The organism is Frankia sp. ACN1ag (genome assembly GCF_001414035.1).
In the GTDB taxonomy this organism is placed as follows: domain Bacteria; phylum Actinomycetota; class Actinomycetes; order Frankiales; family Frankiaceae; genus Frankia; species Frankia torreyi.
On sequence record NZ_LJPA01000001.1, the window covers coordinates 183,819 to 208,619 of the forward strand.

A 24,801-nucleotide genomic window follows, 5' to 3' on the forward strand; every position below is an offset into this window, starting at 1 on the left:
GCTGGCCAGTCGTCGCGCCGAAGACGCGACGACGGCGATGCGGCCGGGAAGGCTAACGCGGCAAAGCGGCGTCCGGCGCGGTCGCGGGGGACATCACCGCGACGATCCGCTCCAGGTCCTCCATCGAGCCGAACTCAACCGTGATCTTTCCCTTGGTGCGGCCCATATCGACCTTCACCCGCGTCTCGAAACGGTCCGAAAGCTGGTCGGCGAGTCGCGACAGGGTGGGCGGGGTCGAGCGAGGGCCACGCGGGGCGCGCTTGCGCGGCGTGTCCTCGTCCAGGGCCACGATCTCCTCGACAGCCCGAACGGACAGCCCCTCCGCGACGATGCGGGTGGCGAGCCGGTCCTGGGCCTCGGGATCCCGCAGCGAGAGCAGCGCCCGCGCATGCCCCGCCGAGAGCACGCCGGCCGCCACCCGCCGCTGCACCGCCGGCGACAGCCCGAGCAGGCGAATGGTGTTGGTGACGTGCGAGCGGGACCGGCCGAGCCGGCCGGCGAGCTCCTCGTGGGTTGCCCCGAAGTCCTTGAGGAGCTGCTCGTACGCCGCCGCCTCCTCCAGCGGGTTGAGCTGCTGGCGGTGCAGGTTCTCCAGCAGGGCGTCGCGCAGCATGGCATCGTCGGCGGTCTCCCGCACGATCGCGGGGATGCGGGTCAGCTCCGCGAGCTGGGACGCCCGCCAGCGCCGCTCGCCCATCACGAGTTCGTACTGCTCCGGCCCCACCGATCGGACCACGACCGGCTGGAGCAGGCCGACCTCACGCAGGCTCGCCGCCAGTTCCTCCAGCGCGTCCTCGTCGAAGTGCGTCCGAGGCTGGCGCGGATTCGGGACGATCGACCCGATCTCCAGCTCGCGGAAGGTGGCGCCCTGGACGGGCAACGGACCGATGTTCTCGCCGCTGCGTAGGCCGAAGGCGCCGAGATGCCCGCCGCCGTCGGGGCGGCCGCCGGCGTCGGCTGCGGGGCGATCGGCGCCGTACGCCTCCGCGGGCGGGGGGGCGACGGGGATGAGCGCCCCGAGCCCGCGTCCCAGACCGCTGCGGCGCGCGCTCACCTGACCGCACCGTTCGGCTCGAAGCCCCGCTCGGCGAGCTCACGGGCCGCGGCCAGGTAGGACAGGGAGCCGCGGGAGGTCGGGTCGTAGGTCAACGCCGACTGCCCGTAGCTCGGGGCCTCCGCGAGCCGGACGTTACGGGGGATCGTCGTGCCCAGCACACGGTCCCCGAAGTGCTCCTTGACCTCGTGCACGACCTGATCGGCCAGCCTGGTGCGCGAGTCGTACATGGTGAGCAGAATCGTCGACAGGCGCAGGTCCTGGTTGAGGTGGGCCTGGACGAGCTCGACGTTGCGCAACAGCATGCCGAGTCCCTCCAGCGCGTAGTACTCGCACTGGATCGGGATGAGCAGCTCCCGCGCCGCCACCAGCGCGTTGACGGTCAGCAGGCCAAGCGACGGGGGGCAGTCGATGAGGACGTAGTCGACCTCCCGCTGCATGCTCTGGATGGCCCGATGCAAGCGGTTCTCCCGAGCCACGAGCGAGACGAGCTCGATCTCGGCGCCGGCCAGGTCGATTGTCGCCGGGGCGCAGAACAGTGCGGGCGCCTCGGCCGAGGCGACGATGACCTCGTCGAGCGGGCGGTCACCGAGCAGCACTTCGTAGATGGAGGGGACACCGGAGTGGTGGTCGATACCGAGCGCCGTCGACGCGTTTCCCTGCGGATCGAGATCGATCACCAGGACGCGGATGCCGTGCGACGCCAGCGCCGCGGCCAGGTTGACCGTCGTCGTCGTCTTGCCCACGCCACCTTTCTGGTTGGCCACCGAGATGATGCGCCGCCGAGTGGGACGGGGGAATGGTTGTCGTCGTTCTGTCGCCAAGGCTTCCACTGCTGCTGCCGCCGCCGCTCCGATCGGGGTCGACCGGTCGAGCGGGTCCAGCGGGGGAATGACGGAGTCGTAACCCCGGTATCCCCCACCCACGGATCCACCTCGGCCCGTCGACGCTGTTTCACGTGGAACGAGACTGCCCACGCGTCGGCTGGTCACGATCGACCTCCCGTGATCGTCGTGAGTCCCGCGCCGTTCGTCTGACCTGTCTGCCATCGTGCCGCTCACCGTCGCCGCGCCCTTTCCTGCCTTCGGCCCGGGAGAGCTGGGATGACCGCACGGCTCGGAGGACCCGGGTGGGTTCGTCCACCCGTCCCTCTCCGCACACCACGACATCCACGGGATGCCACCCCTGGTTTCCGAGACTGCCGCGCGCGTCCTGCAACTCCTCCAGGATCCGCGAACCGCGCATCGCCAGCATGACACCACCCGGTTGCAGCATCGGAAGGAGGATTGCACCCAGCCGCTCGAGCGGGGCGACCGCGCGTGCGACGGCTACCCCGAATCTACGACCCTCCGGGCCGATTCCGGCATCCGGCGCGCGGCCACGCAGGACGGAGACCTGCTCCTCCAGCCCCACGGCAGCCACGACCTCCTGGAGAAAGCGGCAGCGTCGTTCCATCGGTTCGAGCAACACGACCCGCACGTCCGGGCGGGCCAGGGCGAGGGGGATTCCCGGCAGGCCGGCGCCGCTGCCCACGTCAACGGCGTCGGCACCCTCGGGAACGACCTCGGCGAGGACCCCGCAGTTGAGCACGTGCCGCTCCCACAGCCGGCCGGTCTCCCGCGGACCGATCAGCCCGCGTTCCACTCCCGCGGTTGCCAGCAGCGCGGTGAAGCGCTCCGCCGCCGCGAGCTGCGAGCCGAACAGCTCGGCGGCGGCCGCCGGCGTCGGCGGCGGGGGACCCGCCGGACGCGCCGGACGCGAGGGATCGGAGTCGGTCATCGCACACCCGCCCGGGCCAGTCCAGTAGTGCCATCCCGTGCGGCCCGGCCATCCCTGCCGTCTCCGACGGCAGCGCCGGCGGCGACGGGTGGGCGGGGCCGGCCGGCTCCCCTCCGGAACAGCGGGTCGGGTGGGCCGCCGCCGGGCACCGCGAGCCGGGGGAGACAGGACGAGAGGGATAGAGGATCGCGCACCCGACAAGCATCCCCGCTGCGCCCGGCGGGGCATGCGCCGCGTGCCGTCAGGTCCCCTCTGCCCGGATCAGCCACCGCTCCGGGGCGGGGCCCGCTGGGAGCCGAGGCCACCGGAGGTCGAGGGCCACCGGAGGTCGAGGGCCACCGGAGGTCGAGGGCCACCGGAGGTCGAGGCCACCGGAGGTCGAGGCCGCTGAGGGGCGGGTCAGTGGTAGGCGACGATGACCCGCCGGGGCGGCGGGGAGCTCGGGGCGCAGCGGTCATAGCGGGTCAGCACGCCGGTCAGCCGGAAGTTCCAGTCCTGGGTCGCGCACCAGCCGGCCCGGTGCAGCGGCGCGAGCTGACCGGCCAGGCTCGTTCGCTCGACGTCGAAGACGAAGACGAGCAGATGCCCGGGCGGGACGGGGCGGCGCGCAAGCTGGCGCAGCAGAGCGGGCTTGGCGCCACCGAAGAAGACGGTGTCCCGTCGGGCGATCCGGGCGGGCGCACCGACCCCGCCGGTCGCGGGCGCCTGGGCGTCCGCCGCCGGTCCCGCGGGCCGGTGATCGCCGACGGCGCTCCCCCCGTCAACCGCAGAACCGCCGGCGGCGACGCGGCTCGGCGCGGGCACCGCCCCCACCGAGCCGACGGTGGACGCCTCACTCGCGGACGTCTCGCCGACGGATCTCTCGGCGGCGGCGGAGGCGACCGTGCCACCGACGGCGCCCCGCCGCGGGCGACCGTCCCCGGCGGGGCCGGGCTGGAGATCGGTGGGCTCGCGCGGCCCGTCGTCGCTGGCCTCCATCGCATAGAGCCAGCCCGGCCGGGCGAGGCGGCCGCCGACCGCGACGACGTCACCCGGCCGGGCCACCCGTCGGGTGACGATGGCCGCGTCGACCATCAGGTCCAGGCCGCGCAGGCGATCCCGGTGCTCCCACAGCGGCCGACTGCCCGACAGGGACGTCTGCAGGAGCAGCACGCCGCAGCCGGTGATCGCGACGACCGCCGCGAGGGGAAGCACCACCGCGGCGCGGGCCAGGCCGACCCGCGAGCCTGCGAGCCCGGGCACCCGTGCCGGGCCGGCCGGCGGCGGCGGCGGGGAGTCCGCGACGGCCGAGTCCAGCGCCCCGGGAAGGGCGCAGGAACCGTCGCTTTCCGTCACCAATTCCGACGAAGAATCCGATAGTGATCGAGCAATCACGGATCCCGGCAGGGCGAGGGTAGGGAGTGCATCCTTGGAGCGCCCAGCAGCCTGCTGGGGCCCACCGCGGGGCAGGCGGCCGCGCACCGCCGACAGGAGGGAGCGAATCGCCCGCTCGACACCCACCACCACCACAACAACGAGCAGCGGCACCACGTACAGGTTGGTCCGGGTCGGTCCGAACGGCCAGTACCGGGCGGCGCTCGCGCCGAGCATCATCAGCTCCGCGCCGCCGAGCGCGGCAAGCAGAGCCCGGCCCTGCCGGTGGCGGGCAAGCGCCGCGACGCCGGTCGCCCCGGCCGCGGCGACCGCGATCGCGATCAGGGCGGCCGGTGCGGAGCCCAACGGCCCCGTGGGCACCGTGCCGTGGATGAGGCTCGGGTCGAAGCGGTCGATCCCCGGCGGCGAGCCGGTGACGGTGGCGCGGACCTGATCGGCGACGAACCGCAGTGCCGCCCACGGCCCGCGGCCCGCGAGGAACTGGCGATCCCAGTAGTCGCCGTTGCGCTGGCTGGACTGGTGGGCGACGAAACCGACGGTGTGCACGGCGCTGAAGGCGAGCGCGGGCAGGCACTCGACCAGCCGCCACCGCCGCGCCGGACCCCGCCACACGTCGACCGCCGCCAGCGGGAGCACCACGAAGATCCCGGGCACGGCGACGAGCGCCAGCACACCCGCCACCGTCCGCCGGACCAGGCGGCCACGGTCAGGCCCTCGCGGGGCCCCCGCGGCCGGGACCTCGTCGGGCGGCCCGAGCGGGTCCGCGGTCCAGATGACGACGATGCACACCGTGACGAGCGCCTCGACCGTGTACGGCTTGAGCTGGGTGGCCAGATCCAGAAATGTCGTGTTGAGGCACAGCCAGCAGGCGGCGAACACCGCCGACGCCGTCCCGGCGAACCGGCGGGTGAGCACGACAATCGCGGCCCCGAGCAGGGGCACCGCGACGAAGCCGGGCAGACGCAGCGACCATGAGTGCCAGCCGAACGCCTCGCCCGCGAGCCGGGTGATCCCGAGCCAGCCGAGCGCGGACGGGGTGTTGGCGACCGTCAGCTCCGACCAGAACGACGTCAGCGGCTCGCTGACGAAGTGCGCCCGCCAGATTTCGTCGTACCAGAAGGGTCTGGTCAGGTAGGCATGCAGCAGGCACAGAACGCCGGACAGGCCGAGCGCGACCGCGCCGGCTGCCACCACCGTGGACCGCCCAGGCCGGCGACGGCCCGCAGGCGGCACGGCATCCCCCGATCACCAGCGACGCTTACCGCCGCACCTCCAGCCTGAATCTAGCGCTCGGCACCGGCCCCCAGCGCGGGGGAGGTCGTTGTGCCCGCCCGGCGAGGTCCGCGCGCAACGCGCCGAATCAGAACGCCCGAGTGTCAGTCGCGCGGGGCCCGGGTCAGCCGGGGGCCGGGTCAGCCGGGGGCCGGGTCAGCCGAGCAGGATGACGACTCGCCGGCTCGGCTCCTCGCCCTCGGACTCGCTGTGGACGCCGTCGATCTCGGCGATGGCGTCGTGGACGACCTTGCGCTCGAAGGGGGTCATCGGGGCGAGCGTCTCGGGCTTGCCGCGTTCGATCGCGCGCTCCGCCGCCGCCGTCGCGATCTTGCGGAGCTCGACCCGACGCCGCGCCCGGTGACCGCCGACGTCGAGCATGAGGCGGCTACGAGTCCCGGTCTTCTGCAGGACGGCGAGCCTGGTCAGCTCCTGCAACGCCTCGAGGGTCTCGCCACCGGTCCCGATCAGCTTGTCGAGCTTCTCGCCGACCACCGCGACGACGGCCCGGCCGCCCTCGACATCGAGATCGAGGTCGNCGTCCATGTCGACGATGTCCAGCAGGCCCTCGATGTAGTCGGCGGCGATCTCCCCCTCCTGTTCGAGGTCGACGAGTCGCCGCTCCTGCGGGCTGAGCCCGGTCTCCTCCGGGGAGCCTTGCTCGTCGGAGACTCCAGCTCCATCCACAGCCAGGTCAGGTGCCGAACCGGTCATCAGCGCTTCTCCAGGGGAACAGGGGGCGGCGGAGCAGAGATTACGGGATGCCCCCGCATGGTGACGAAATCAGGGGGACCGGCGAGTTCGCCCGCCGGTCGGGGAGGGGTTCCCCGGGTCAACGCCGCCCGCCGGGCCGCTTGCCCTTGCCTCGTCGCTTGGCGGGACGGGAACCACCGACCTGGCGACGGACACCGGCGGGAACCGGGGCGGGGCGGGTCGCCGCAGCGTCGCCCGTCGCGGGCACAGCCGCCGGCTCGGCGCCGCCACCGGCGGCCTCGGCGGCACCCTTGCCCGGCGAACTCTTCCGGCCGCCGGACGGGGCCTTCCCTCCCGCAGTCTTCCCTCCCGCGGCCGTGGAACGCGCCGCTGCGGGGGCTTCTTCGGCTCCCCCGGCCGCACCCGCGACCGGCAGAGCCGGCGGCGGCTGCGAGGTCTTCGCCGTCCCGGCGGTGCGGGCCGCCGACGCGCCGCTGCGGGACCGGGTCCCGGGCGGGGCCGATGACGAGCCTCGCCCGGCCTTCGCCGCCCCACCCTTGGCCCCGGCACCCTTCGCCGCGGTCACACCGCCGCCCGCCGTAGCCACCGTCCCCGCGCCGGAGTCGCCGCTCCTGGTCAGGCTCGGCCCGCCCGCAGCCGCCGGCCGCGCGCGGTTCTTGGACTTGGCACCGGCCCGCACGCCGGGCGCCGGGCGGGCCGGGGTGGGCGCTGCGTCGACGCCGGCACCGGCGCGGGCACCGGGGAGCCGGCCACCGGCGGCGAGCGGGCGGACCGGCGGCATCCGCTTGATCACGAAGAACTGCTGGCCCATGCTCCACAGGTTGGTCGTCAGCCAGTAGAGCAGCACGGCGATCGGGAACCGGAAACCGAAGATCGCGAGCATCAGCGGGGAGCCATAGAGCAGAACCTTCTGGACGATCGCCTGCTGCGGATCCACCGGCCCGGTGCGGGCCATGATCTGCCGCTGGGTCATGAAGGTGGTCAGACCCATCAGCACGATCAGCACGACCGCGAGGATCTTGACGTGGGTGCTGTTCACCCCGAGGAAGTGCACGAAGTCGCTGTCGGAACCGAACTCGCTGGCGAGCGAGATTCCGAAGACCTTCGCCGAGGCGATCTGCTCGACCTGATCCGCGGACAGCCCCACCCGGGGCCGCCAGACGAGAGCGCCGTTCGGGCCCTCGTTCATCGGGGCCAGGTGGGTGAACACGTGGAACAGCGAGATGAACAACGGGATCTGGAGCAGAATCGGCAGGCAGCCGAAAAGCGGGTTGCCGTGCTCCTTCTGCAGCGCCATGATCTCTTGCTGCATGCGGGGCTTGTCGTGCCCGTACTTCTCCCGGATCTCCTTGATCCGGGGCTGCATCATCTGCATCGTCCGCTGCGACTTCACCTGCTTGACGAACAGCGGGAAGATCAGAACACGCACGGCGATGACGAGCAGGACGACCGAGAAGGCCCAGGCGAAGAAGCTGTCGGCGCCGAAGATCGGCGCGAACCCCTTATGGAAGAAGACGATCGCGTTCGCCGCGAGATGGTAAAGGGGATTCAACAACGTTCAGACTCCTCACGCCCACGGTCCGCGACCGGAACCGACGATCTCGGCCCGCGTCCCCTCGACCGGAGACGGAAAGCCATGCCTGTGGGCCGGCGCGACGGCACCGGTGGTCCGGGCGCGACCGTGCGGCTACCACGCCCGGAGGCGGTCGACATCCCTCTGGGCTTGCGAACGACTCTCGGCCCCGTGCTGGTTCCCGGATCCGCGCTCGTTCGCGGCCGCGCCCCGGTTTCCGGCGGCCCGCCGGACGGCGGGGGCCGGTCGGTGGGCTCCCCGGGGACCGGGTCGTACCCGCCGGCCGACAGCGGCTGGCAGCGCAGCAGCCGGCCGACGGCCAGCGCCCCACCGCGCATGCCGCCATGGCGGCGAACCGCCGTCAGCGCGTAGGCGCTGCACGACGGCTCGAACCGACACATGCCTGCGTTACGGCCTGACCAGCCGGCCCGGTAGAGCCGCACGAGCCCGGCGAGTGCCCAGGACAGCGGGCCACGGACCGCGCCGTCGGCCGTGCGGGCCACGGTCGGCAGGCGCCTGCGGGCCAGTTCGGAGGCCAGGGTGAGATCGATGACGACGGCCACCGCCAGCGCCACGAGCAGGAACATCCCGACGGTCATCGGCCGCTTCCCGCCACGAGCCGCGGGGATCGGGCCGGCTGCGCACGCGCGTCATCGCCCCGCCCGTCCGAGGCTGCGCGGGCACGCAGCGCCCGCGCGAGCGCGTCGTCAAGGGCCTGTCCGAGCCCCTCGGAGCTGGCCGAGGCCGCCTCCGGCAGGGCTCGGACCACGAGCATCGTCCCCGGGGGCAGCCGGTCCAACCGGGCCCGCACCTGCTCTCGCAGGCGGCGGCGCACCCGGTTACGCACCACGGCCTTGCCGACCCGGCGGCCGACGACGAAACCCGCGCGCGGCGACTCCCCACTGGTTGTCCACAAGCTGTGGACAACCAGTGGGCCGGACCGGGTCCGCCGGCCCGCGGTCCCCACGCGGGCATGCTCGCCCCGAGTCCGCACGCGGGAAACCTCGGGAAGCATGTCAGCCGGGGTACAGCAGGAACCCGCCGTCAGGCGGAGAGCTCGCTGCGGCCCTTGCGACGGCGGGCAGAGACGATGGAACGACCAGCGCGGGTCCGCATACGCAGCCGGAACCCGTGCGTGCGGGCCCGCCGGCGGTTGTTCGGCTGGAAGGTGCGCTTACTCACGTGAAGACTCCGTCTGCAAGATGGACGCGGGCGGTGATCTCCGCCGCCGAGGGGTGGGCCCCACACGGCCCGCGCAAGCGCATCCCACGACAAACGAAGCGGTCTAACACCGCGGTTCGACCTAGCGTACACATGCCGGTGCCGCGGACGACCCGGCGACCGCACCCGTCCGCCGTCATCTCAAGTCCGGCCCGCCCGACCCGGACCCCGCAGCCGTGACCCGGGGCGCGACCGTGGCCCACCCCGGTCGCTCCGAAGTCATCGCAGGCCCGACCACGGCCCACCGCGGGCCGGGGCCGACCGTCGACGTGACTGCTTGTAAGCAAATGCCACACGACCGGGTCCGCCGACTCCGGTGACCTGCCCGCCGTGCCGGAGCCGGACATTCCCGTCCGGCCCCGGCACGGCCGTGCGGGCGGCGCCTTACGATCCTTGGACGACATCCCGCGCATGCGGGTGCCGGACGGTGCCGGGCAGACCCGCGTTCGGGGGGCACCGCCGGCCGGGTGCACTCTGGCCTGTGGAAAACGCCTGTGGAGAGGGCGATCGGCGGGGGCGGGGCAGATCCGGATGACGGCCCGGAGTAGGGCGTCGTACCGGGAGTGAGCCGGTTCCGCCACGCCGGAGGCCCTGCCGTGTCCATGCACAGGTTGTGGACGACGATGTGGAGAACCATCGGGACGAGAAGTCCCGGTCGCGGCCGGACCGGGACCACATCAGCATCCGCGACGTACCCCACTCATGGGGCCAGCACCGCCCGCAAACCGTACCGAACTGCCCGAGGAGCCCCCGTGTCCAACCCCCGCGCCGACTCCGTCGCCGGTCTACCTTTCGGGGAGGAACCCGCGGGCGACCCGGACCTGGCCGCGGTCTGGAGCCAGGCCGTCGCCGGGGTCGCCGACGGCACGCTGTCCGCGCAGCAGCGTGCATGGCTGCGGCTGACCCGCCCGCTCGGCCTTGTGCAGGACACGGCCCTGCTCGCCGCCCCCAACGAGTTCACCAAGGAGCTTCTCGACTCCCGGCTACGGCCGTTCCTGTCCACAGCGTTGTCCACAGCTTATGGACGGGAGATCCGGGTCGCGGTCACCGTCGAGCACCTGCCCGACCCGGAGCCGATGAGCGGTCCGATCAGGATCGTCCGGCCGGGGGAGGGCGACGGCGGCGCGCAGCGGGACGCGGGCGGCTCCCGGGGGCGCGGGCCGGGCGGCACGGCAGCCTCGGATACCGCCCGGCGGGCGGGGGATGCCGGCGCGCCGGTGAACGGCGAGCTGCCCTTCCCCGACTCCGCCGAGGGCACTCCGCCGGTGCGGGTGGGCGCGGGGCTCGGCCGCGACGCCGCGCCGCTGGAGACCGAGCCGGCGCAGGCCCGCCTGAACCCGCGCTACGTCTTCGAGACCTTCGTCATCGGGGACAGCAACCGGTTTCCCCACGCGGCCGCGGTAGCGGTCGCCGAGGCGCCGGCGAAGGCGTACAACCCGTTGTTCATCTACGGGGACTCCGGGCTCGGCAAGACCCACCTGCTGCACGCGATCGGCCACTACGCACTGAAGCTGTACCCGAACACCCGGGTCAAGTACGTGAGCTCGGAGGAGTTCACCAACGACTTCATCAACTCGATCCGGGACGACCGCCAGCAGGCCTTCCAGCGCCGCTACCGGGACATCGACGTCCTGCTCGTGGACGACATCCAGTTCCTGGAGAACAAGGAGCGGACGCAGGAGGAGTTCTTCCACACGTTCAACGTCCTGCACGACGGCGAGAAGCAGATCGTCATCAGCTCCGACCGGTCGCCCAAGCAGCTCTCGGCGCTGGAGGACCGGCTACGCAGCCGGTTCGAGTGGGGCCTGATGACCGACATCACCCCGCCGGACCTCGAGACCCGCATCGCGATCCTGTCGAAGAAGGCCGCCACCGAGCGCCTGCCGGTGCCGCCCGACGTGCTCGAGTACATCGCCACGCACATCGAGCGCAACATCCGCGAGCTGGAGGGGGCGCTGATCCGGGTCGCGGCGTTCGCGAGCCTGAACAAGTCACACGTCGACCGCACGCTCGCCGAGATCGTGCTGCGGGACCTGATCCCGGACGCCGGCAACCCGGACATCACCGCCGCCGCCATCATGAACGCGACTGCGGCGTACTTCGGCGTCTCCATGGACGACCTGTGCGGCACCTCCCGCAGCCGGGTGCTGGTGACGGCCCGGCAGATCGCCATGTACCTGTGCCGCGAACTGACCGACCTGTCGCTGCCCAAGATCGGCCAGCACTTCGGCGGCCGCGACCACACGACGGTCATGCACGCCGACCGCAAGATCCGCGGTCTGATGGCCGAACGGCGCGCGATCTACAACCAGGTCACCGAACTGACCAACCGCATCCGGGTCCAGGCCCGCCAACCCTGACTCGGGCAGGGCGGCTCCGATTGCAGCAGGCAGGCGGACACCGGTCCCTGATCCCGGGGACCGCGCAGGAGTGCCCCGCCCCCGGGGCCCTGGGGGCGGGGCGACAGGGGCCTCGCCCGCTCTGACCGCCCGCCGTCTGCCACCGGCAGGGCTGTGCCGGCCCACGCGTCCGGTCTGCGGTGCGCCGGACGGCCCGCAGACCGGACGCGCCCCGCAGACCGGACGGACCGCGGGGCGCTCTGCCCGGTCTGCGGGCTCGAACCGTCCGGAACGCACCCGCAACGGGCATCGGTCTGGGCGGCGGCCGAGCCGATTGGCTCTCGGCACTCACGCGTCGAGGTGGGCGGGATGCGCGTTGCCCGGTCAGGGGATCCCCGGGGACGGCTGTCGCAGCGTGTGGGTGACCGTCGCGGGGGTGGACACCGCGAAGCGTCCCGTAGCACACCCGGCCGGCGGCCTCGAGCCCACTGGGTGGTTCCGCCCACAGCTTGTGGAAAACCTTGTGGACATCGTGGGGGCGGATCGGTGGAAGAAGGCGTGGACAGCCTGTGGATAACTCGGGGACGGCCTGTGGAGGGACAGAGTGGTCCCTGGGGACGACCGCTCGGCATGTGGATATCCACTGCGTAAACCCACAGCTCCACCCACAGGTTTTGCACCGGCTCTTCAGGCCTCTGACCTGCGAAAACGCAGGTTATCCCCAGCATCCACAGCCCCTACTACCACCACGAACTTCAATTTTTTCTAGAAAGATCAAAAGCTTGAAGTACTAGGGGGTGTGGACAACTTTTCGCGATCTTGAAAGAGCGCGATCCGTGTCACTTCGTGGGCTCCGGGTGAGCGTTCGTGGTGGGGCCGACCGCCCGCTGCGGCCGCCTGGCACTCTGGGATGCTGATCGGTGTTCCCGACGGGCTGACTCCGAACACCGGAGGGGACGAAGGAGGGCTAACCATGAAGTTCCGGGTGGAACGGGACGAATTCACCGAAGCGGTCGCCTGGACCGCCCGTACGCTGCCGAGCCGGCCGACCACGCAGTTGCAGGTGCTGTCGGGCCTCCTTCTCGACGCCACCGGGCCGATGCTCAAGGTCGCCGCCTACGACTACGAGGTGGCCGCGCAGGGCACGGTGCACGCGACGGTGTCGGAGGAGGGCCGCGCCCTCGTCAACGGCAAGTTGCTCGCGGAGATCACCCGGGCGCTGCCGGCCGCACCGGTCGACCTCGGCATCGACGGCACCCGGCTCGTGATCACCTGTGGAAACGCCCGGTTCGCGCTGCCGATGCTGCCGGTGGACGACTACCCGGCGCTACCGGCCATGCCCCCCGTCACCGGTCACATCGAGGGATCGGCCTTCGCGGCTGCGGTCGCGCAGGTGGCGATCGCAGCCGGGCGCGACGACACCCTCCCGGTACTCACCGGCGTCCGTATCGAGATCGAAGGCGACACCCTCACCCTCGCCGCGACCGACCGCTACCGGCTCGCCGTGCGCTCGTTGAAGTGGCGTCCGGACGACTCCGCCGGCGAGGCGGACGCGGCGGGCCCCGCCACCGTGGCCCTCGTCCCCGCCCGGACGCTGTTGGACACGGCCAAGTCGCTGTCCGGGTCGGGAGTGGAGGTCTCGATCGCGTTGGGGACGGGCCCGTCCGGCGAGACGCTCGCCGGCTTCGCGGGTTCCACCCGGCAGACGACCACCCGGCTGCTCGAGGGCCAGTTCCCGCCCTTCCGCAAGCTGCTTCCGGACAGTTCCCCGCTGATCGCCCAGCTCGAGATCGCGCCGTTGCAGGAAGCGGTCAAGCGCGTGGCCCTGGTGGCGGCGAAGACCGCCCCGGTGCAGTTGTCGTTCTCTCCGGACCATCTCGTCCTGGAGGCCGGTACCGGCGGCGAGGCGCAGGCGACGGAGACGCTGCCGGTGACCTACGACGGCCCGGAGCTCTCGGTGGCGTTCAACCCGTCCTACCTGCTCGACGCGCTCGGTGCGTTGGAGTCCGACATCGTGCGGATCGGCTTCGCCAGTGCCGAGGACCCGGCCGTCGCCGCGAACAAGCCGGCGATCCTCACCGGCAAGGCCGACGACGACGGCGAGGTGCCCGACTATCGGTACCTGCTGATGCCGATCCGGCTGCACGGGTGACGTGCACCTCACCCACCTGTCCCTCGTCGACTTTCGGTCCTACCGGTCCCTGGATCTCACTCTTGGTCCGGGAGTGGTCACGCTGGTCGGCCGCAACGGTCAGGGGAAGACGAACCTGATCGAGGCGATCGGGTACGTCGCGACGCTGGCCAGCCACCGGGTCTCCGCGGACGCCCCCCTGGTCCGCCAGGGCGCGTCGCACGCCGTGGTGCGGGCAAGGATCGTGCGCGGCGACCGCGCGGCCCTGGTGGAGCTTGAGATCGTGCCGGGGCGGGCGAACCGGGCCCGGCTGAACCGGGCACCAGTCCCCCGGCCCCGCGACGTCCTCGGGCTGCTGTGCACGGTCCTGTTCGCTCCGGAGGACCTCGCCCTGGTGAAGGGGGACCCGGCGGGGCGCCGGCAGTTCCTCGACGAGCTGCTCGTCGCCCGCACCCCGCGGATGGCCGCGGTGCTCGCCGACTACGACCGGGTGCTCAAGCAGCGCTCGACCCTGCTGCGCACGGCCGGGGCGGCCCGACGGGCCGGCGGCAAGGGTGACCTGCGCACCCTGGACGTCTGGGACGGCTACCTGGCCAGCTACGGCGCCGAGCTGCTCACCGCCCGCCTCGCCCTTGTCGAGGCGCTGCGTCCGGGGGTGGCCGGGGCCTACGCCGCGGTGGCCGGCGCGCAGGCCGCGGTCGGGTTCGAGTACCGGGCCAGCGTGCCGCAGCCGGCGCCGGATCCGGTCCGCCCCGACCGCGAGCAGTGGGAGGAAGCGATCCGGGCCGAGCTGGTGGCCGCCCGCCCGCGGGAGATCGAACGCGGGCAGACCCTGGTCGGACCGCACCGCGACGACCTGCTGCTGACCGTCGACGGGCTGCCGGCGCGCGGCTACGCCAGCCACGGCGAGTCCTGGTCGCTCGCCCTGGCCCTGCGGCTCGCCTCGTTCGAGCTGTTGCGGGCCGACGACCGCGAGCCCGTCCTGCTCCTCGACGACGTCTTCGCCGAGCTGGACGTTCAGCGGCGGTCCCGACTCGCCGAACTCGTCGCCCCCGCGGAGCAGGTGCTGGTCACAGCCGCCGTCGAGGCCGATGTGCCGGCCGAGCTGACCGGCACCCGCTACGTCGTCGCCGCGGGAGAGGTGCTCCGTGCCTGCTGAACCCGACGACCATCAGCCCGCCCCGGCCTCGGCGCCGGGTGGTGGGCGCGGCGCCGACCTGGCCCGGGAGATCCTCGCCCAGGCAAAGCGGGACGCCCGCGAGCGGGCCAGGGGACGTCGCGGCGGGTCACCCCGTGCCGACGGTTCCTGGCCCGGCTCCTCCGCCGGCGGCCCCGGTCCGGACGGGGCCGCCGGCGGAGGCGGCGACCCCGCGGCCGCGGACCGCGCCGGTCGGCGGCCCCGGTCCGGCGAGGACGACGGCCAGGTGCCCCAGCGCCCGCGGTTGCCGGGCATTGCCGCCCCGGGCCGGGAATGGCGCGACCCGGTCCCCTTCGGCACCGCGATCAGTCGGCTGCTCGCCACGCGCGGCTGGAAGGCGCAGGCCGACGACGCCGGCGTGCTCGCCCGGTGGGACGCCATCGTCGGCCCGGACATCGCCGACCACTGCACGCCGGTCTCGCTGCGCGACGGCGACCTCGAGCTCGTCGCCGAGTCGACGGCCTGGGCGACCCAGCTTCGGATGCTGTCCCGCCAGATCCTCGCCATCCTGCACCGGGAGCTCGGCCCGCAGGTCGTCCGGCGGATCACGGTGCGCGGCCCGACGGCCCCGTCGTGGCGGCACGGGCCGATCCGCACCGCCGGCCGCGGCCCGCGTGACACCTACGGCTGAGCTCGGCGGCCGGTCACGCCAGGCCGGTCACGACACAGGCCGGTCACGGGGGCGCGCTCGGGACGGCCCTGCTCGGCCGCCGCGGGCGCGCCGGCTGTCCCGCCGGAAGAGACAGACAGACCGGAGGAGCGATCCGGTGCTCACTGTTCGCGACGGTCCGCTCGGGCGGTCGGGGTGGTCCGGACGTCGCCGGGGCGTGCAACGCGAGGCGATCATGTGGGCGAAGGTTGATCGTCGCGTCGGGTGACCGTCGTGAAGGCGCGTCAAGGCCCCGGGAGGCGGCGGTCCCGTAGGGGGGTTCACCGTCCCGCCGTACGGGGCGCTGCGCAGACGTCAGGGGTCACCCTGCGTCCGCTATAACGGGTCGGCGGGTAGACTGGTGGATACTTCCGCCCAGAACGAGGGGACCCGCCGCGTGGCCTACGATGCAAGTTCGATCAAGGTTCTCGAAGGTCTTGACGCGGTCCGCAAGCGTCCGGGCATGTACATCGGCTCCACCGGGGAGCGCGGCCTGCACCATCTCGTCTACGAGGTGGTCGACAACGCGGTGGACGAGGCGCTGGCCGGCTACTGCGACACGATCGTCGTGAGCCTGCTCGCCGACGGCGCCGTCCGCGTCGTCGACAACGGTCGCGGCATCCCCGTGGGCATGCATCCCACCGAGAAGCGGCCCGCGGTCGAGGTCGTGCTGACGACGCTGCATGCGGGCGGGAAGTTCGACGGCAAATCCTACGCGGTCTCGGGCGGTCTGCACGGCGTCGGCGTCAGCGTCGTGAACGCGCTGTCCACCAAGCTGGACGTGGAGATCCAGGTCGATGGGCACGTCTGGTTCCAGCCGTACGTGGCGACCCGTCCGGCGGCGCCGCTGGTGAAGACCGGCACAACGAAGAAGACCGGCACGTCGGTCACCTTCTGGGCGGACCCGACGATCTTCGAGACGACCGAGTACAAGTTCGAGACCCTCTCCCGGCGCCTGCAGGAGATGGCCTTCCTCAACAAGGGCCTGTCGATCACGCTGATCGACGAGCGCCCCGAGGAACGCCTCGAGGTCACCTACAAGTACAGCAACGGCCTGGTCGACTTCGTCGCCCACCTCAACGCCACCAAGGACGCGATCCACCGCAGCGTGATCTCGCTGGAGTCCAAGGGCGTCGGCATCGAGGCCGAGCTCGCGATGCAGTGGAACGCCGGCTACAGCGAGTCGGTCTACACCTTCGCGAACACGATCAACACGCACGAGGGCGGCACCCACGAGGAGGGCTTCCGCGCCGCGCTGACCAGCGCCGTCAACGCCTACGCCAAGGACCAGAACCTGCTCAAGCCGGTGAAGGCGGGCGCCAAGAGCGGCGACGAGCGGCTGTCGGGCGACGACATCCGCGAGGGCCTGACCGCGATCATCTCGGTGAAGCTCGCGCAGCCCCAGTTCGAGGGCCAGACGAAGACGAAGCTCGGCAACACCGAGGCGAAGAAGTTCGTCCAGGAGATGTGCTACTCGGCGCTGAAGGACTGGTTCGAGGTCAACCGGACCGAGGCGCGCGCCATCGTCAGCAAGTCGCTCGACGCCCAGCGCGCCCGGATCGCGGCCCGCCAGGCCCGGGACCTGACCCGGCGCAAGGGCCTGCTCGGCGGCACCGGCCTGCCCGGCAAGCTCGCCGACTGCCAGTACACCGACCCCGAGCGCTGCGAGCTGTACATCGTCGAGGGCGACTCCGCCGGCGGGTCGGCCAAGGGCGGGCGGGACTCGAAGTTCCAGGCGATCCTGCCGCTGCGCGGGAAGATCCTCAACGTCGAGAAGGCCCGGATCGACCGCGTCCTGAAGAACACCGAGGTCCAGGCGCTCATCCAGGCGCTGGGCACCGGCATCCACGACGACTTCGACATCGCCAAGCTGCGCTATCACAAGATCGTGCTGATGGCGGACGCCGACGTCGACGGCCAGCACATCCGGACCCTGCTGCTGACCCTGCTGTTCCGGTTCATGCGGCCCCTGGTCGAGGCCGGCCACGTGTTCCTCGCCCAGCCGCCGCTGTACAAGATCAAGTGGGGTCGGGAGGACTGGGAGTACGCCTATTCCGACCGCGAGCGCGACGGGCTCGTCCAGCGCGGGGTGGAGGCCGGCCGCAAGCTGCCCAAGGACGCCATCCAGCGNTTCAAGGGCCTCGGCGAGATGAACGCCACCGAGCTGTGGGACACCACCATGGACCCGGACAAGCGCATCCTGCTCCAGGTCACCCTCGATGACGCGGCCGTCGCCGACGAGCTGTTCTCCGTGCTTATGGGCGAGGACGTCGACGCGCGCCGCAGCTTCATCCAGCGCAACGCCAAGGACGTGCGCTTCCTGGACATCTGACGCGGTGTGAGCGGTGCCGCGGCGGTCCGGCCCGCGCGGCGCCGCCTCGCGCCGCCCGGCCGGGACGACCCCGGGGCGAATCGTGGCTGGCGCCCCGCCGGACCGCCCGGCCACCCGCCGGGACGCCCGTCCCACCTGACGACTGATCCCACTGCCCTGGAAGGACCCCGTGGTCGACGTCCTACCGCCGCCCCCCGGCGACCGCATAGAACCCATCGGCATCGAAGTCGAGATGCAGCGGTCATATCTCGACTACGCCATGTCGGTCATCGTCGGCCGCGCGCTGCCGGAGGTCCGGGACGGGCTCAAGCCCGTCCACCGACGGGTCCTCTACGCCATGTACGACGGTGGTTACCGTCCCGACCGCGGGTACTTCAAGTGCTCGCGCGTGGTCGGCGATGTCATGGGTAACTACCACCCCCACGGCGACTCGGCCATCTACGACACCCTCGTCCGGCTCGCGCAGCCCTGGTCCCTGCGTTACCCGCTGGTCGACGGCAACGGCAACTTCGGTTCGCCCGGCAACGACCCGCCCGCCGCCATGCGGTACACCGAGGCGCGGATGGCGTCGCTGGCGATGGAGATGCTGCGCGACATCGACCAGGAGACCGTCGACTTCGCGCCGAACTACGACGGCCGTTCGCAGGAGCCGCTGGTCCTGCCGAGCCGGTTCCCGAACCTGCTCGTCAACGGCGCCGGTGGCATCGCGGTCGGCATGGCGACGAACATCCCGCCGCACAACCTGCGCGAGGTCGCCACCGGCGTCCAGTGGGCGCTCGACCACGCCGAGGCGACCGACGAGGAGATGCTCGAGGCGCTGATCGGCATCATCAAGGGGCCGGACTTCCCGACCTCGGGTCTGATCGTCGGGCGCAGCGGCATCGAGGACGCCTACCGGACCGGCCGGGGCAGCATCCGGATGCGCGCCGTGGTCAACGTCGAGGAGAACAAGGGGCGCACCCAGCTCGTCGTCACCGAGCTGCCCTACCAGGTCAACCCGGACAACCTCGCCGAGAAGATCGCCGAGCTCGTCCGCGACAACAAGGTCACCGGGATCGCGGACGTCCGCGACGAGACCTCGGCCCGCATCGGCCAGCGGCTCGTCATCGACCTCAAGCGCGACGCCGTCGCCAAGGTCGTGCTCAACAACCTGTACAAGCACACCCAGCTCCAGGACACCTTCGGCGTCAACATGCTGGCGATCGTCGACGGGGTGCCGCGCACGCTGCGCCTGGACCAGATGGTCCGCTACTACGTCGAGCACCAGGTCGACGTCATCGTCCGGCGCACCCGCTACCAGTTGCGCAAGGCCCGCGAGCGGCTGCACGTCCTCGACGGTCTGCTCATCGCGCTCGACCACCTCGACGAGGTCATCACCCTCATCCGCAACGCGGAGTCCGCCGACGCCGCCCGCGGCCAGCTCATGGAACGCTTCACGCTGTCGGAGATCCAGGCGACCGCCATCCTCGACATGCAGCTGCGTCGCCTCGCCGCCCTGGAACGTCAGCGGATCATCGACGAGGCCGCCGAGCTGCGGGCGCGGATCTCCGAGCTGGAGGCCATCCTCGCCTCGCCGGTCCGCCAGCGGCAGATCATCGGCGAGGAGCTCGCCGAGGTCGTCGAGAAGTTCGGCGACGAGCGGCGGACCCGCCTCGTTCCCTTCGAAGGCGACATGTCCATCGAGGACCTCATCGCCCAGGAGGACGTGGTCGTCACCGTCACGCGTGGCGGCTACGCCAAGCGGACCAAGACCGACCTCTACCGCTCGCAGCGGCGGGGCGGCAAGGGTGTGCAGGGCGCGGCCCTGCGCGAGGACGACATCGTCGAGCACTTCTTCGTCACGACGACGCACCACTGGCTGCTGTTCTTCACCAACAAGGGCCGGGTGTACCGGGCGAAGGCGCACGAGCTGCCCGAGCAGGCTCGGTCGGCGAAGGGCCAGCACGTCGCGAACATCCTCGCGTTTTCCCAGGACGAGCGGATCGCCGAGGTCATCGCGCTCAAGGACTACGAGGTCGCGCCGTACCTCGTCCTCGCCACCAAGCGTGGGTTGTGCAAGAAGACCGCCCTGAGCGACTTCGACTCCAACCGCGCCGGCGGCCTCGTCGCGATCAACCTGCGCGACGACGACGAGCTGATCGCCGCCCGCCTCGTCGCGCCCGGCGACGACCTGCTGCTGGTCAGCCGCAACGCCCAGTCGATCCGTTTCCACGCCGACGACGAGCAGCTGCGGCCGATGGGCCGGGCCACCTCCGGCGTGATCGGCATGCGCTTCGACGCCGAGGACGAGCTGCTGTCCATGGACGTCGTCGTGCCGGGCACCACCGCCGACCTGCTGGTGGCCACCTCCGGCGGCTACGCCAAGCGGACCCCGCTGGCCGAGTACCCGGTGCAGGGCCGCGGCGGCAAGGGCGTGCTGACGGCTAAGATCGTTTCCACCCGGGGTGGCCTGGTCGGCGCGCTCGTCGTCGACCCGGACGACCAGCTCTACGCGATCGCCTCCAACGGGGGCGTGCTGCGCACGATCGCCAAGGACGTCCGCCGGGCCCAGCGGCAGACGATGGGGGTCCGCCTCATCGATCTGGAGACCGGTGTGCAGGTGGTCGGGGTGGCGCGCAATGCTGATGTGGAGGACGCCGACGCCCGCACCGACCCCGGGGCCGAGGAGAGCTGAGCCCAGGGCCGGCAACGGTCCAGGTCCGGGGCGATGGCGGTCCTCGACGTCGGCGCCGTCCCCCGGTGCCGCGGTGACGCCGAAGCGGGGATCCGGCGTGCGCATGGCCCGCGTACGCCGCCAGGAGCGAACCGGGAGTAGACCGTGAGCGACAGTCAGGAAGACCGGCCCGCCCGGTCGGCGGTCCACCGCGGCTCCTCCCCGGCCGCCGGGCCGGGGGGAGCGCGTGACGGCGACCGTTCCCGCCCCCCCGGCGACGGCGGCGACGGGGAGCCGGGCGGCGAAACGCTGAAGATGCCCGCCGCCGGCGTTTCCGGCGGCGGAGCTTCCCCCGCCGGGGCGGCCGCCGGCGGCGCTGGCACCCCGGCCGCCGGCGACCGCCCGGCGGCCTCGGGCGGGGCCCGTTCCGGCGGCGCCGGCTCGCTGGACCCGTCGGCAGGCAACCCCTTCTTCCAGCGTTCCGGCCGGGGGCAGTCCCCACACGCCGACGACGGCCGTGAGGGCACCCCGGGGGCCGGCGCGGCCGGGTCCTCCCCGTCCGCCTCGTCGTCCGCCTCCCCGCCCATCTCGTCGAAGCCGGGATCGTCGGCCTCGTCGTCCTCGACCGTCCTGGGGGGTAAGGCGTCCGGCAGCGCGGGCGGCGACCGGGCGGCGGCCGCGGAGCCGGCGCGGTCGTCCGCGGCGCCGGCCAGGTCCGCGCCACCGAAGTCCGCGTCACCGAAGTCCGTGCCACCGTCCAAGTCGGGATCGGCCCCGTCAGCGTCGTCCTCGGTGCCGCCGTCGTCCTCGCTTCCCGCCGGCTCTGCGGCGGCGTCCCGGCCCGCGGCATCGGCGGACGAACGGTCCGGCCGGTCGCGGGTGGCGCCGACCCGCAACGGAGCGGGCGGGGCCCCGGCCGGTATCACGGGGTCGGCGGTGCCCCCATCCGGGTCGGCTCGTCCCGGGAACGCCGGGACCCACGGCGGCGATGCGGGCTCGGCTACCCGCAAACTCGGCTCCCCCGCCGTATCGTCGCCCGCGAAGTCCCTCGGTACGACGCCGCCCGGCGCCCGCCGAAGCACGACGGGCCTGCCCAGTGCCCGCCCCGAACACCCGGTCGAGCGGCCCGGTGAGACCGACACGATCTCCCTGGTCCGTCCGCCCAGCATGACGAGGAGCGGTACCACGAAGCCCGACAGCAACCGTGCCGCGCCGGAGCGGGTGCCCGCTCCCGACGCGGTGCGGCCGGCCGCGCCCGCCGCGGGCCGCGGTGCCAACGCGACCGCGGCCTACGAGCGGCCGATCGCCGCGTCGGCGTCCGCGGGCACCGCCACCGCCGCCGCCGCGTCCCCGCACGCGGCGACCACGACCTCTCCTGGCGCCCTCGACGACCAGCTCGAGGCCGTACCGGCCGACCGGGCCAGTGCCCCTCGCGGCCCCGGTCGCTCCGGTCCGGGCGTGGGTCCCATCCGCCCGCCCGGCGCCGGCCGGCGCGCCAAGCTGCGGCTGTCCAAGGTCAACCCGCTGACCGTGACCCGGCTCAGCTTCGCGTTCTCCCTGTGCGTCTTCGTCGTGTTGCTCGTCGCGGTCGCCGTGCTGTGGTTCGTGCTCAACTCGATCGGGGTGTTCAACAGCGTCACGGACGCTGCGGACACCCTGACCGACAGCAGCGCCAGCAACGTCAAGGGCTGGCTGTCGTTCGGCCGCGCGATGGAGATCAGCCTGCTCATCGGCGCGATCAACGTCATCCTGATGACCGCGCTGACCACTCTCGGCGCCCTGCTCTACAACCTCTGCGCCGAGATGATCGGCGGCATCGAACTCACCCTCAGCGACCAGTAGCGCCAACGGACGGCGGCGGCCGCCACCCCGGCCCCGCCGTCCTGTANGGTTGCAGTCGTTGCCGGGACCTATAGCTCAGTCGGTTAGAGCGCTTCCCTGATAAGGAAGAGGCCGGTGGTTCAAGTCCACCTAGGTCCACAAGAGTGGTGAAGTTCGAAACATGATCTTCCCCTCTCTTGAGCTGATAGGGCGTTGCGCCGTTCGGATAGATGCCGAGCGGCGCTTTCGCATGCCCGCTACGGGGTCTGGTGTCATCGTGGACAACCGTAGGTGCGCCCTTGGTGGGGATATGTAGGTCTGGGCTTTCCGGCTGGTCTGTGGCGTTCTGAGCCTTGATCAGATCTTGGATCTCCTGACTCAGCAGTGCGGCAAGATCATCACCGAGGAGTTGGGCCAGCGGCGGGAACAGGTCCGCCCCGTGGATTCCCTTGTCGATGATCCAGAAGCGTTTGAAAACCGCTTGGTTGAGTTGGCGTTTCACGAGTGCCGGGGCAGTGGTGTAAAGGGCGTGGCTGTCCTCGCACAGACTCAACAGTCGGTCGAGAACCGCGCCGATCGACTGCCATTCGCTTTCGCAGGCGCGGAGCATGGCGCGCCTTACCAAGGTCGCGGTCGATCCGCTGCTGCTCCTCCTTCAGGAGTTCCTCGCCGATGGCGCCGTTGTAGTAGGCGCGCATGCATGAGCGCCGTTCGTCTTCGAGTTCGCCGATGCGGCGTTTCTGCCGATCGGCCTGTTCGCTGCCGTTCGTCACGAGGGATTGCGCACCGTCGAGCACGATGTCACGAATCCGCGCCTTCTGCCGTGACGTGATCTCGACGCGGCGCCACCAGTCCGCCACGAGCTGTTCCACCACATCGATCATCACGTAGGGCTGTCGGCACTTTCCGGGTTTCCGGCCGAGGCAGTAGAAGTACGGGTAGGTTCCGCCGTGCCGGCCGGTCGCGTTCGTGATCCCGAACTTCGACCCGCAGTAGCCACAGAACAGGCTTCCCTTCAATGGATGAAAGTGCTTCTGTGGCTTGTCGCCAGCAGTCGCACGGGATTTCAGGAGCCCCTGCACTCTGATGAACGTTCTTTCGGCGACGAAGGTGGGATGCCGGCCGTTCGGATATTCGACCCCGTCGAAGGTGACAACGCCGACGTAGTACCGGTTCGTCAGGATCTTGTGAACGTGGGAGGAATGTAGCGGCCGTTCCGGGCGTTTCCCTGCGGCGCGGTTGGTCAGACCACGATGGTTGAGTTCCTCGGTCAGGCTGTCCACCGTCCATGCGCCCGTGGCGAACTGCTCGAAGGCCCATTGCACGAGTCGCCACCGGTCGTCGTCCAGGATGACATCGGCGATGTTCCGTCCCTCGCTGCGGATCCGCACGTTGAGGTAGCCGATCGGGGCGAGTCCGGGGGTGCCCCCGTTCGCGGCTTTCTGCCGCATCTTGTAGCTGATGTCTTTTCCGCTGGCGGCAGACTGATACTGGTTGATCACGGCGAGCATGCCGTGGAGGAGTTCACCGGCCGGTGTCTCGTCGATGTTCTCCGTCGCGGACACGAGAACAACCCCGAGATTCCGCAGCCGCAGCGTGAAAGCGGCATCCTCGTACCGGTCCCGCGCAAACCGGCTGAGCTGGTAGACGATCACGATATCGACGTCTCGGTCCCGCTCGATCCGGGCGATCATGTCGCGGAACGCTTCGCGTCGTTCGAGATTCTTGTGCGCCGAGGCGCCCGGCTCGACATATTCGCCCACCATGTCGGCATTCAACGTCTCGGCTTTCGCCCCGCAGGCGACGCGTTGCGCCGGAATCGAGATGCCTTCCGGATCGTAGTCGGTGCGAACCTGCGACTTCGTCGACACCCGAAGATAAAAGATCGCCCGCAGTCGTCGGGAAGACGATGCGGACAGCGGCACATTGGATTCCGGGATGAGTTTCGGGGGCATGGGCACACCCTTTCTCGTGGTGATCGTCGCGGGCATGATAGCACGACGTGACCCTACGAAAACCGGCTCTCCGAGTCGTTACCAAGCCTCTCGGATTCTCCTGTACGGGCCGATGGAATTCCCCCGGCACCGTTCTCCGACCCTTCGCGGACAAGGATGTCCGCCCAGGCGACTATCGCGGCGGCAAAGTCATCGCAGTTGATTTCCGGCTGATATTCGGCGAGGATCTGAACCTTGTCACGGCGTGCCGCTTCCAACGAGCCGATACCCGTTTCTCTCGCGTGATCCGGATCATCCGAGGAATGCCGATGTCCGCACGGGCAGCGGTAGCCGCGCCACGGCACGTCGCCCCCGCTCCACGCGGGCACGCGCCCGACAGCGACCCCACGGCCGCTACGGCTACCCCGACCCGTCCGCCCAGCTCAGACCGGCGGACAGGCCGTCGCACCCGTCAGCGACGCCGCTACCCCGTAGCGGACATCCCGCTACCGTCACACAGAGTGAATAGCCCGCCGGCTAAGGTGATCCACCGCGCCATGTGTACCCGGGTTTCCGCCCGACCCTCGTGGATTCTCCAGGGACGGACACGACCACGAGAAGACGACGCACGCCGGTCGCCGAGGAGAGGCGCGTGCCACGACCTGCCGCGCCCGCCCGACGCACCGAACGGCCAACGAAGATCCACAACGATGTCATACCCACCCACTTCACAGGAGCCGGACTGACGATCATTCGA

The 24,801-nt window shown here is 71.4% G+C and carries 18 protein-coding genes, 1 tRNA gene and 2 pseudogenes; 9 read left to right on the forward strand and 12 right to left on the reverse strand.

Annotation, left to right across the window (positions count from 1 at the left end):
* Positions 1-52: 52 nt before the first annotated feature.
* The 10 genes and pseudogenes from UK82_RS00795 to rpmH form a co-directional block, all read right to left on the reverse strand.
* Positions 53-1,054: a ParB/RepB/Spo0J family partition protein gene (locus UK82_RS00795; RefSeq protein WP_055406010.1), complete on the reverse strand. Its 1,002-nt coding sequence runs from the start codon at positions 1,052-1,054 to the stop codon at positions 53-55.
* Positions 1,051-2,046, reverse strand: coding sequence for an AAA family ATPase (locus UK82_RS00800; protein WP_110431451.1), 996 nt, complete (start codon positions 2,044-2,046; stop codon positions 1,051-1,053). The genes UK82_RS00795 and UK82_RS00800 overlap by 4 nt, the downstream gene beginning before the upstream one ends.
* Positions 2,009-2,833 carry a 16S rRNA (guanine(527)-N(7))-methyltransferase RsmG gene (gene rsmG, locus UK82_RS00805; RefSeq protein ID WP_055406011.1) on the reverse strand — a complete coding sequence of 275 codons (825 nt, stop codon included), beginning with the start codon at positions 2,831-2,833 and terminating at the stop codon, positions 2,009-2,011. Before rsmG ends, UK82_RS00800 begins: the two co-directional genes overlap by 38 nt.
* A gap of 399 nt (positions 2,834-3,232) precedes the next feature.
* The gene (locus UK82_RS00810; protein WP_055406012.1) at positions 3,233-5,440 is read right to left on the reverse strand and encodes a hypothetical protein; all 2,208 of its coding nucleotides are present in this window, start codon (positions 5,438-5,440) and stop codon (positions 3,233-3,235) included.
* 195 nt (positions 5,441-5,635) lie between these two features.
* A partial coding sequence (locus UK82_RS00815) for a R3H domain-containing nucleic acid-binding protein (protein ID WP_236705318.1) occupies positions 5,636-6,017 on the reverse strand: 382 nt, incomplete at its 5' end.
* Between the two features lies 1 nt (position 6,018).
* A pseudogene (locus UK82_RS34775) lies at positions 6,019-6,193 on the reverse strand (single-stranded DNA-binding protein); the annotation flags it as partial.
* Positions 6,194-6,311: 118 nt separating this feature from the next.
* A complete protein-coding gene (yidC, locus tag UK82_RS00820; protein ID WP_044885658.1) occupies positions 6,312-7,748 on the reverse strand; it encodes a membrane protein insertase YidC in 1,437 nt (478 codons plus the stop codon).
* A complete protein-coding gene (gene yidD, locus UK82_RS00825; RefSeq protein ID WP_082121921.1) occupies positions 7,742-8,365 on the reverse strand; it encodes a membrane protein insertion efficiency factor YidD in 624 nt (207 codons plus the stop codon). Before yidD ends, yidC begins: the two co-directional genes overlap by 7 nt.
* Positions 8,362-8,760: a ribonuclease P protein component gene (rnpA, locus tag UK82_RS00830; RefSeq protein WP_236705319.1), complete on the reverse strand. Its 399-nt coding sequence runs from the start codon at positions 8,758-8,760 to the stop codon at positions 8,362-8,364. The genes yidD and rnpA overlap by 4 nt, the downstream gene beginning before the upstream one ends.
* 50 nt (positions 8,761-8,810) lie before the next feature.
* Positions 8,811-8,948, reverse strand: a complete 138-nt coding sequence (gene rpmH / locus UK82_RS30850; RefSeq protein WP_009741462.1) for a 50S ribosomal protein L34 — start codon at positions 8,946-8,948, stop codon at positions 8,811-8,813.
* A gap of 791 nt (positions 8,949-9,739) precedes the next feature.
* On the opposite strand from rpmH, the gene dnaA reads away from it, so the two are divergent.
* The 7 genes and pseudogenes from dnaA (at position 9,740) to gyrA (ending at position 20,310) form a co-directional block, all read left to right on the forward strand.
* Positions 9,740-11,347 carry a chromosomal replication initiator protein DnaA gene (gene dnaA / locus UK82_RS00835; protein WP_044885660.1) on the forward strand — a complete coding sequence of 536 codons (1,608 nt, stop codon included), beginning with the start codon at positions 9,740-9,742 and terminating at the stop codon, positions 11,345-11,347.
* A gap of 952 nt (positions 11,348-12,299) precedes the next feature.
* Positions 12,300-13,478, forward strand: a complete 1,179-nt coding sequence (gene dnaN / locus UK82_RS00840; protein ID WP_044885661.1) for a DNA polymerase III subunit beta — start codon at positions 12,300-12,302, stop codon at positions 13,476-13,478.
* A 1-nt stretch (position 13,479) separates the two neighbouring features.
* On the forward strand, positions 13,480-14,616 hold the full coding sequence (gene recF / locus UK82_RS00845) for a DNA replication/repair protein RecF (protein WP_044885662.1): 1,137 nt from the start codon (positions 13,480-13,482) through the stop codon (positions 14,614-14,616).
* A gap of 70 nt (positions 14,617-14,686) precedes the next feature.
* On the forward strand, positions 14,687-15,286 hold the full coding sequence (locus tag UK82_RS00850) for a DUF721 domain-containing protein (RefSeq protein ID WP_055406073.1): 600 nt from the start codon (positions 14,687-14,689) through the stop codon (positions 15,284-15,286).
* A 415-nt stretch (positions 15,287-15,701) separates the two neighbouring features.
* Positions 15,702-17,434, forward strand: a 1,733-nt coding sequence (locus tag UK82_RS00855; RefSeq protein WP_304438026.1) for a DNA gyrase subunit B, incomplete at its 3' end; no start/stop codon positions are given.
* A gap of 1 nt (position 17,435) precedes the next feature.
* Positions 17,436-17,636, forward strand: a pseudogene (locus tag UK82_RS34780) (DNA topoisomerase IV subunit B); the annotation flags it as partial.
* Between the two features lie 169 nt (positions 17,637-17,805).
* Positions 17,806-20,310, forward strand: coding sequence for a DNA gyrase subunit A (gene gyrA, locus UK82_RS00860; RefSeq protein ID WP_044885665.1), 2,505 nt, complete (start codon positions 17,806-17,808; stop codon positions 20,308-20,310).
* Between the two features lie 155 nt (positions 20,311-20,465).
* Here gyrA and UK82_RS00865 read toward each other — a convergent pair whose 3' ends face one another.
* Complete coding sequence (locus tag UK82_RS00865) at positions 20,466-21,299, reverse strand: hypothetical protein (RefSeq protein WP_152989775.1); 834 nt, start codon at positions 21,297-21,299, stop codon at positions 20,466-20,468.
* A 157-nt stretch (positions 21,300-21,456) separates the two neighbouring features.
* Here UK82_RS00865 and UK82_RS00870 point away from each other — a divergent pair, with 157 nt between their 5' ends.
* Positions 21,457-22,131: a DUF3566 domain-containing protein gene (locus UK82_RS00870; protein WP_055406074.1), complete on the forward strand. Its 675-nt coding sequence runs from the start codon at positions 21,457-21,459 to the stop codon at positions 22,129-22,131.
* A 64-nt stretch (positions 22,132-22,195) separates the two neighbouring features.
* A tRNA-Ile gene (locus UK82_RS00875) sits at positions 22,196-22,269 on the forward strand.
* 239 nt (positions 22,270-22,508) lie between these two features.
* Here UK82_RS00875 and UK82_RS00880 read toward each other — a convergent pair.
* The gene (locus UK82_RS00880; protein ID WP_161849081.1) at positions 22,509-24,065 is read right to left on the reverse strand and encodes a recombinase family protein; all 1,557 of its coding nucleotides are present in this window, start codon (positions 24,063-24,065) and stop codon (positions 22,509-22,511) included.
* Between the last annotated feature and the right edge of the window lie 736 nt (positions 24,066-24,801).

Coding starts and splice junctions, on each gene's coding strand:
- rsmG (WP_055406011.1), bottom strand. CDS start 2,833: ATGACCGACTCCGATCCCTCGCGTCCGGCGCGTCCGGCGGGTCCCCCG.
- yidD (WP_082121921.1), bottom strand. CDS start 8,365: ATGACCGTCGGGATGTTCCTGCTCGTGGCGCTGGCGGTGGCCGTCGTC.
- dnaN (WP_044885661.1), top strand. CDS start 12,300: ATGAAGTTCCGGGTGGAACGGGACGAATTCACCGAAGCGGTCGCCTGG.
- UK82_RS00870 (WP_055406074.1), top strand. CDS start 21,457: ATGACGAGGAGCGGTACCACGAAGCCCGACAGCAACCGTGCCGCGCCG.
- UK82_RS00880 (WP_161849081.1), bottom strand. CDS start 24,065: ATGCCCCCGAAACTCATCCCGGAATCCAATGTGCCGCTGTCCGCATCG.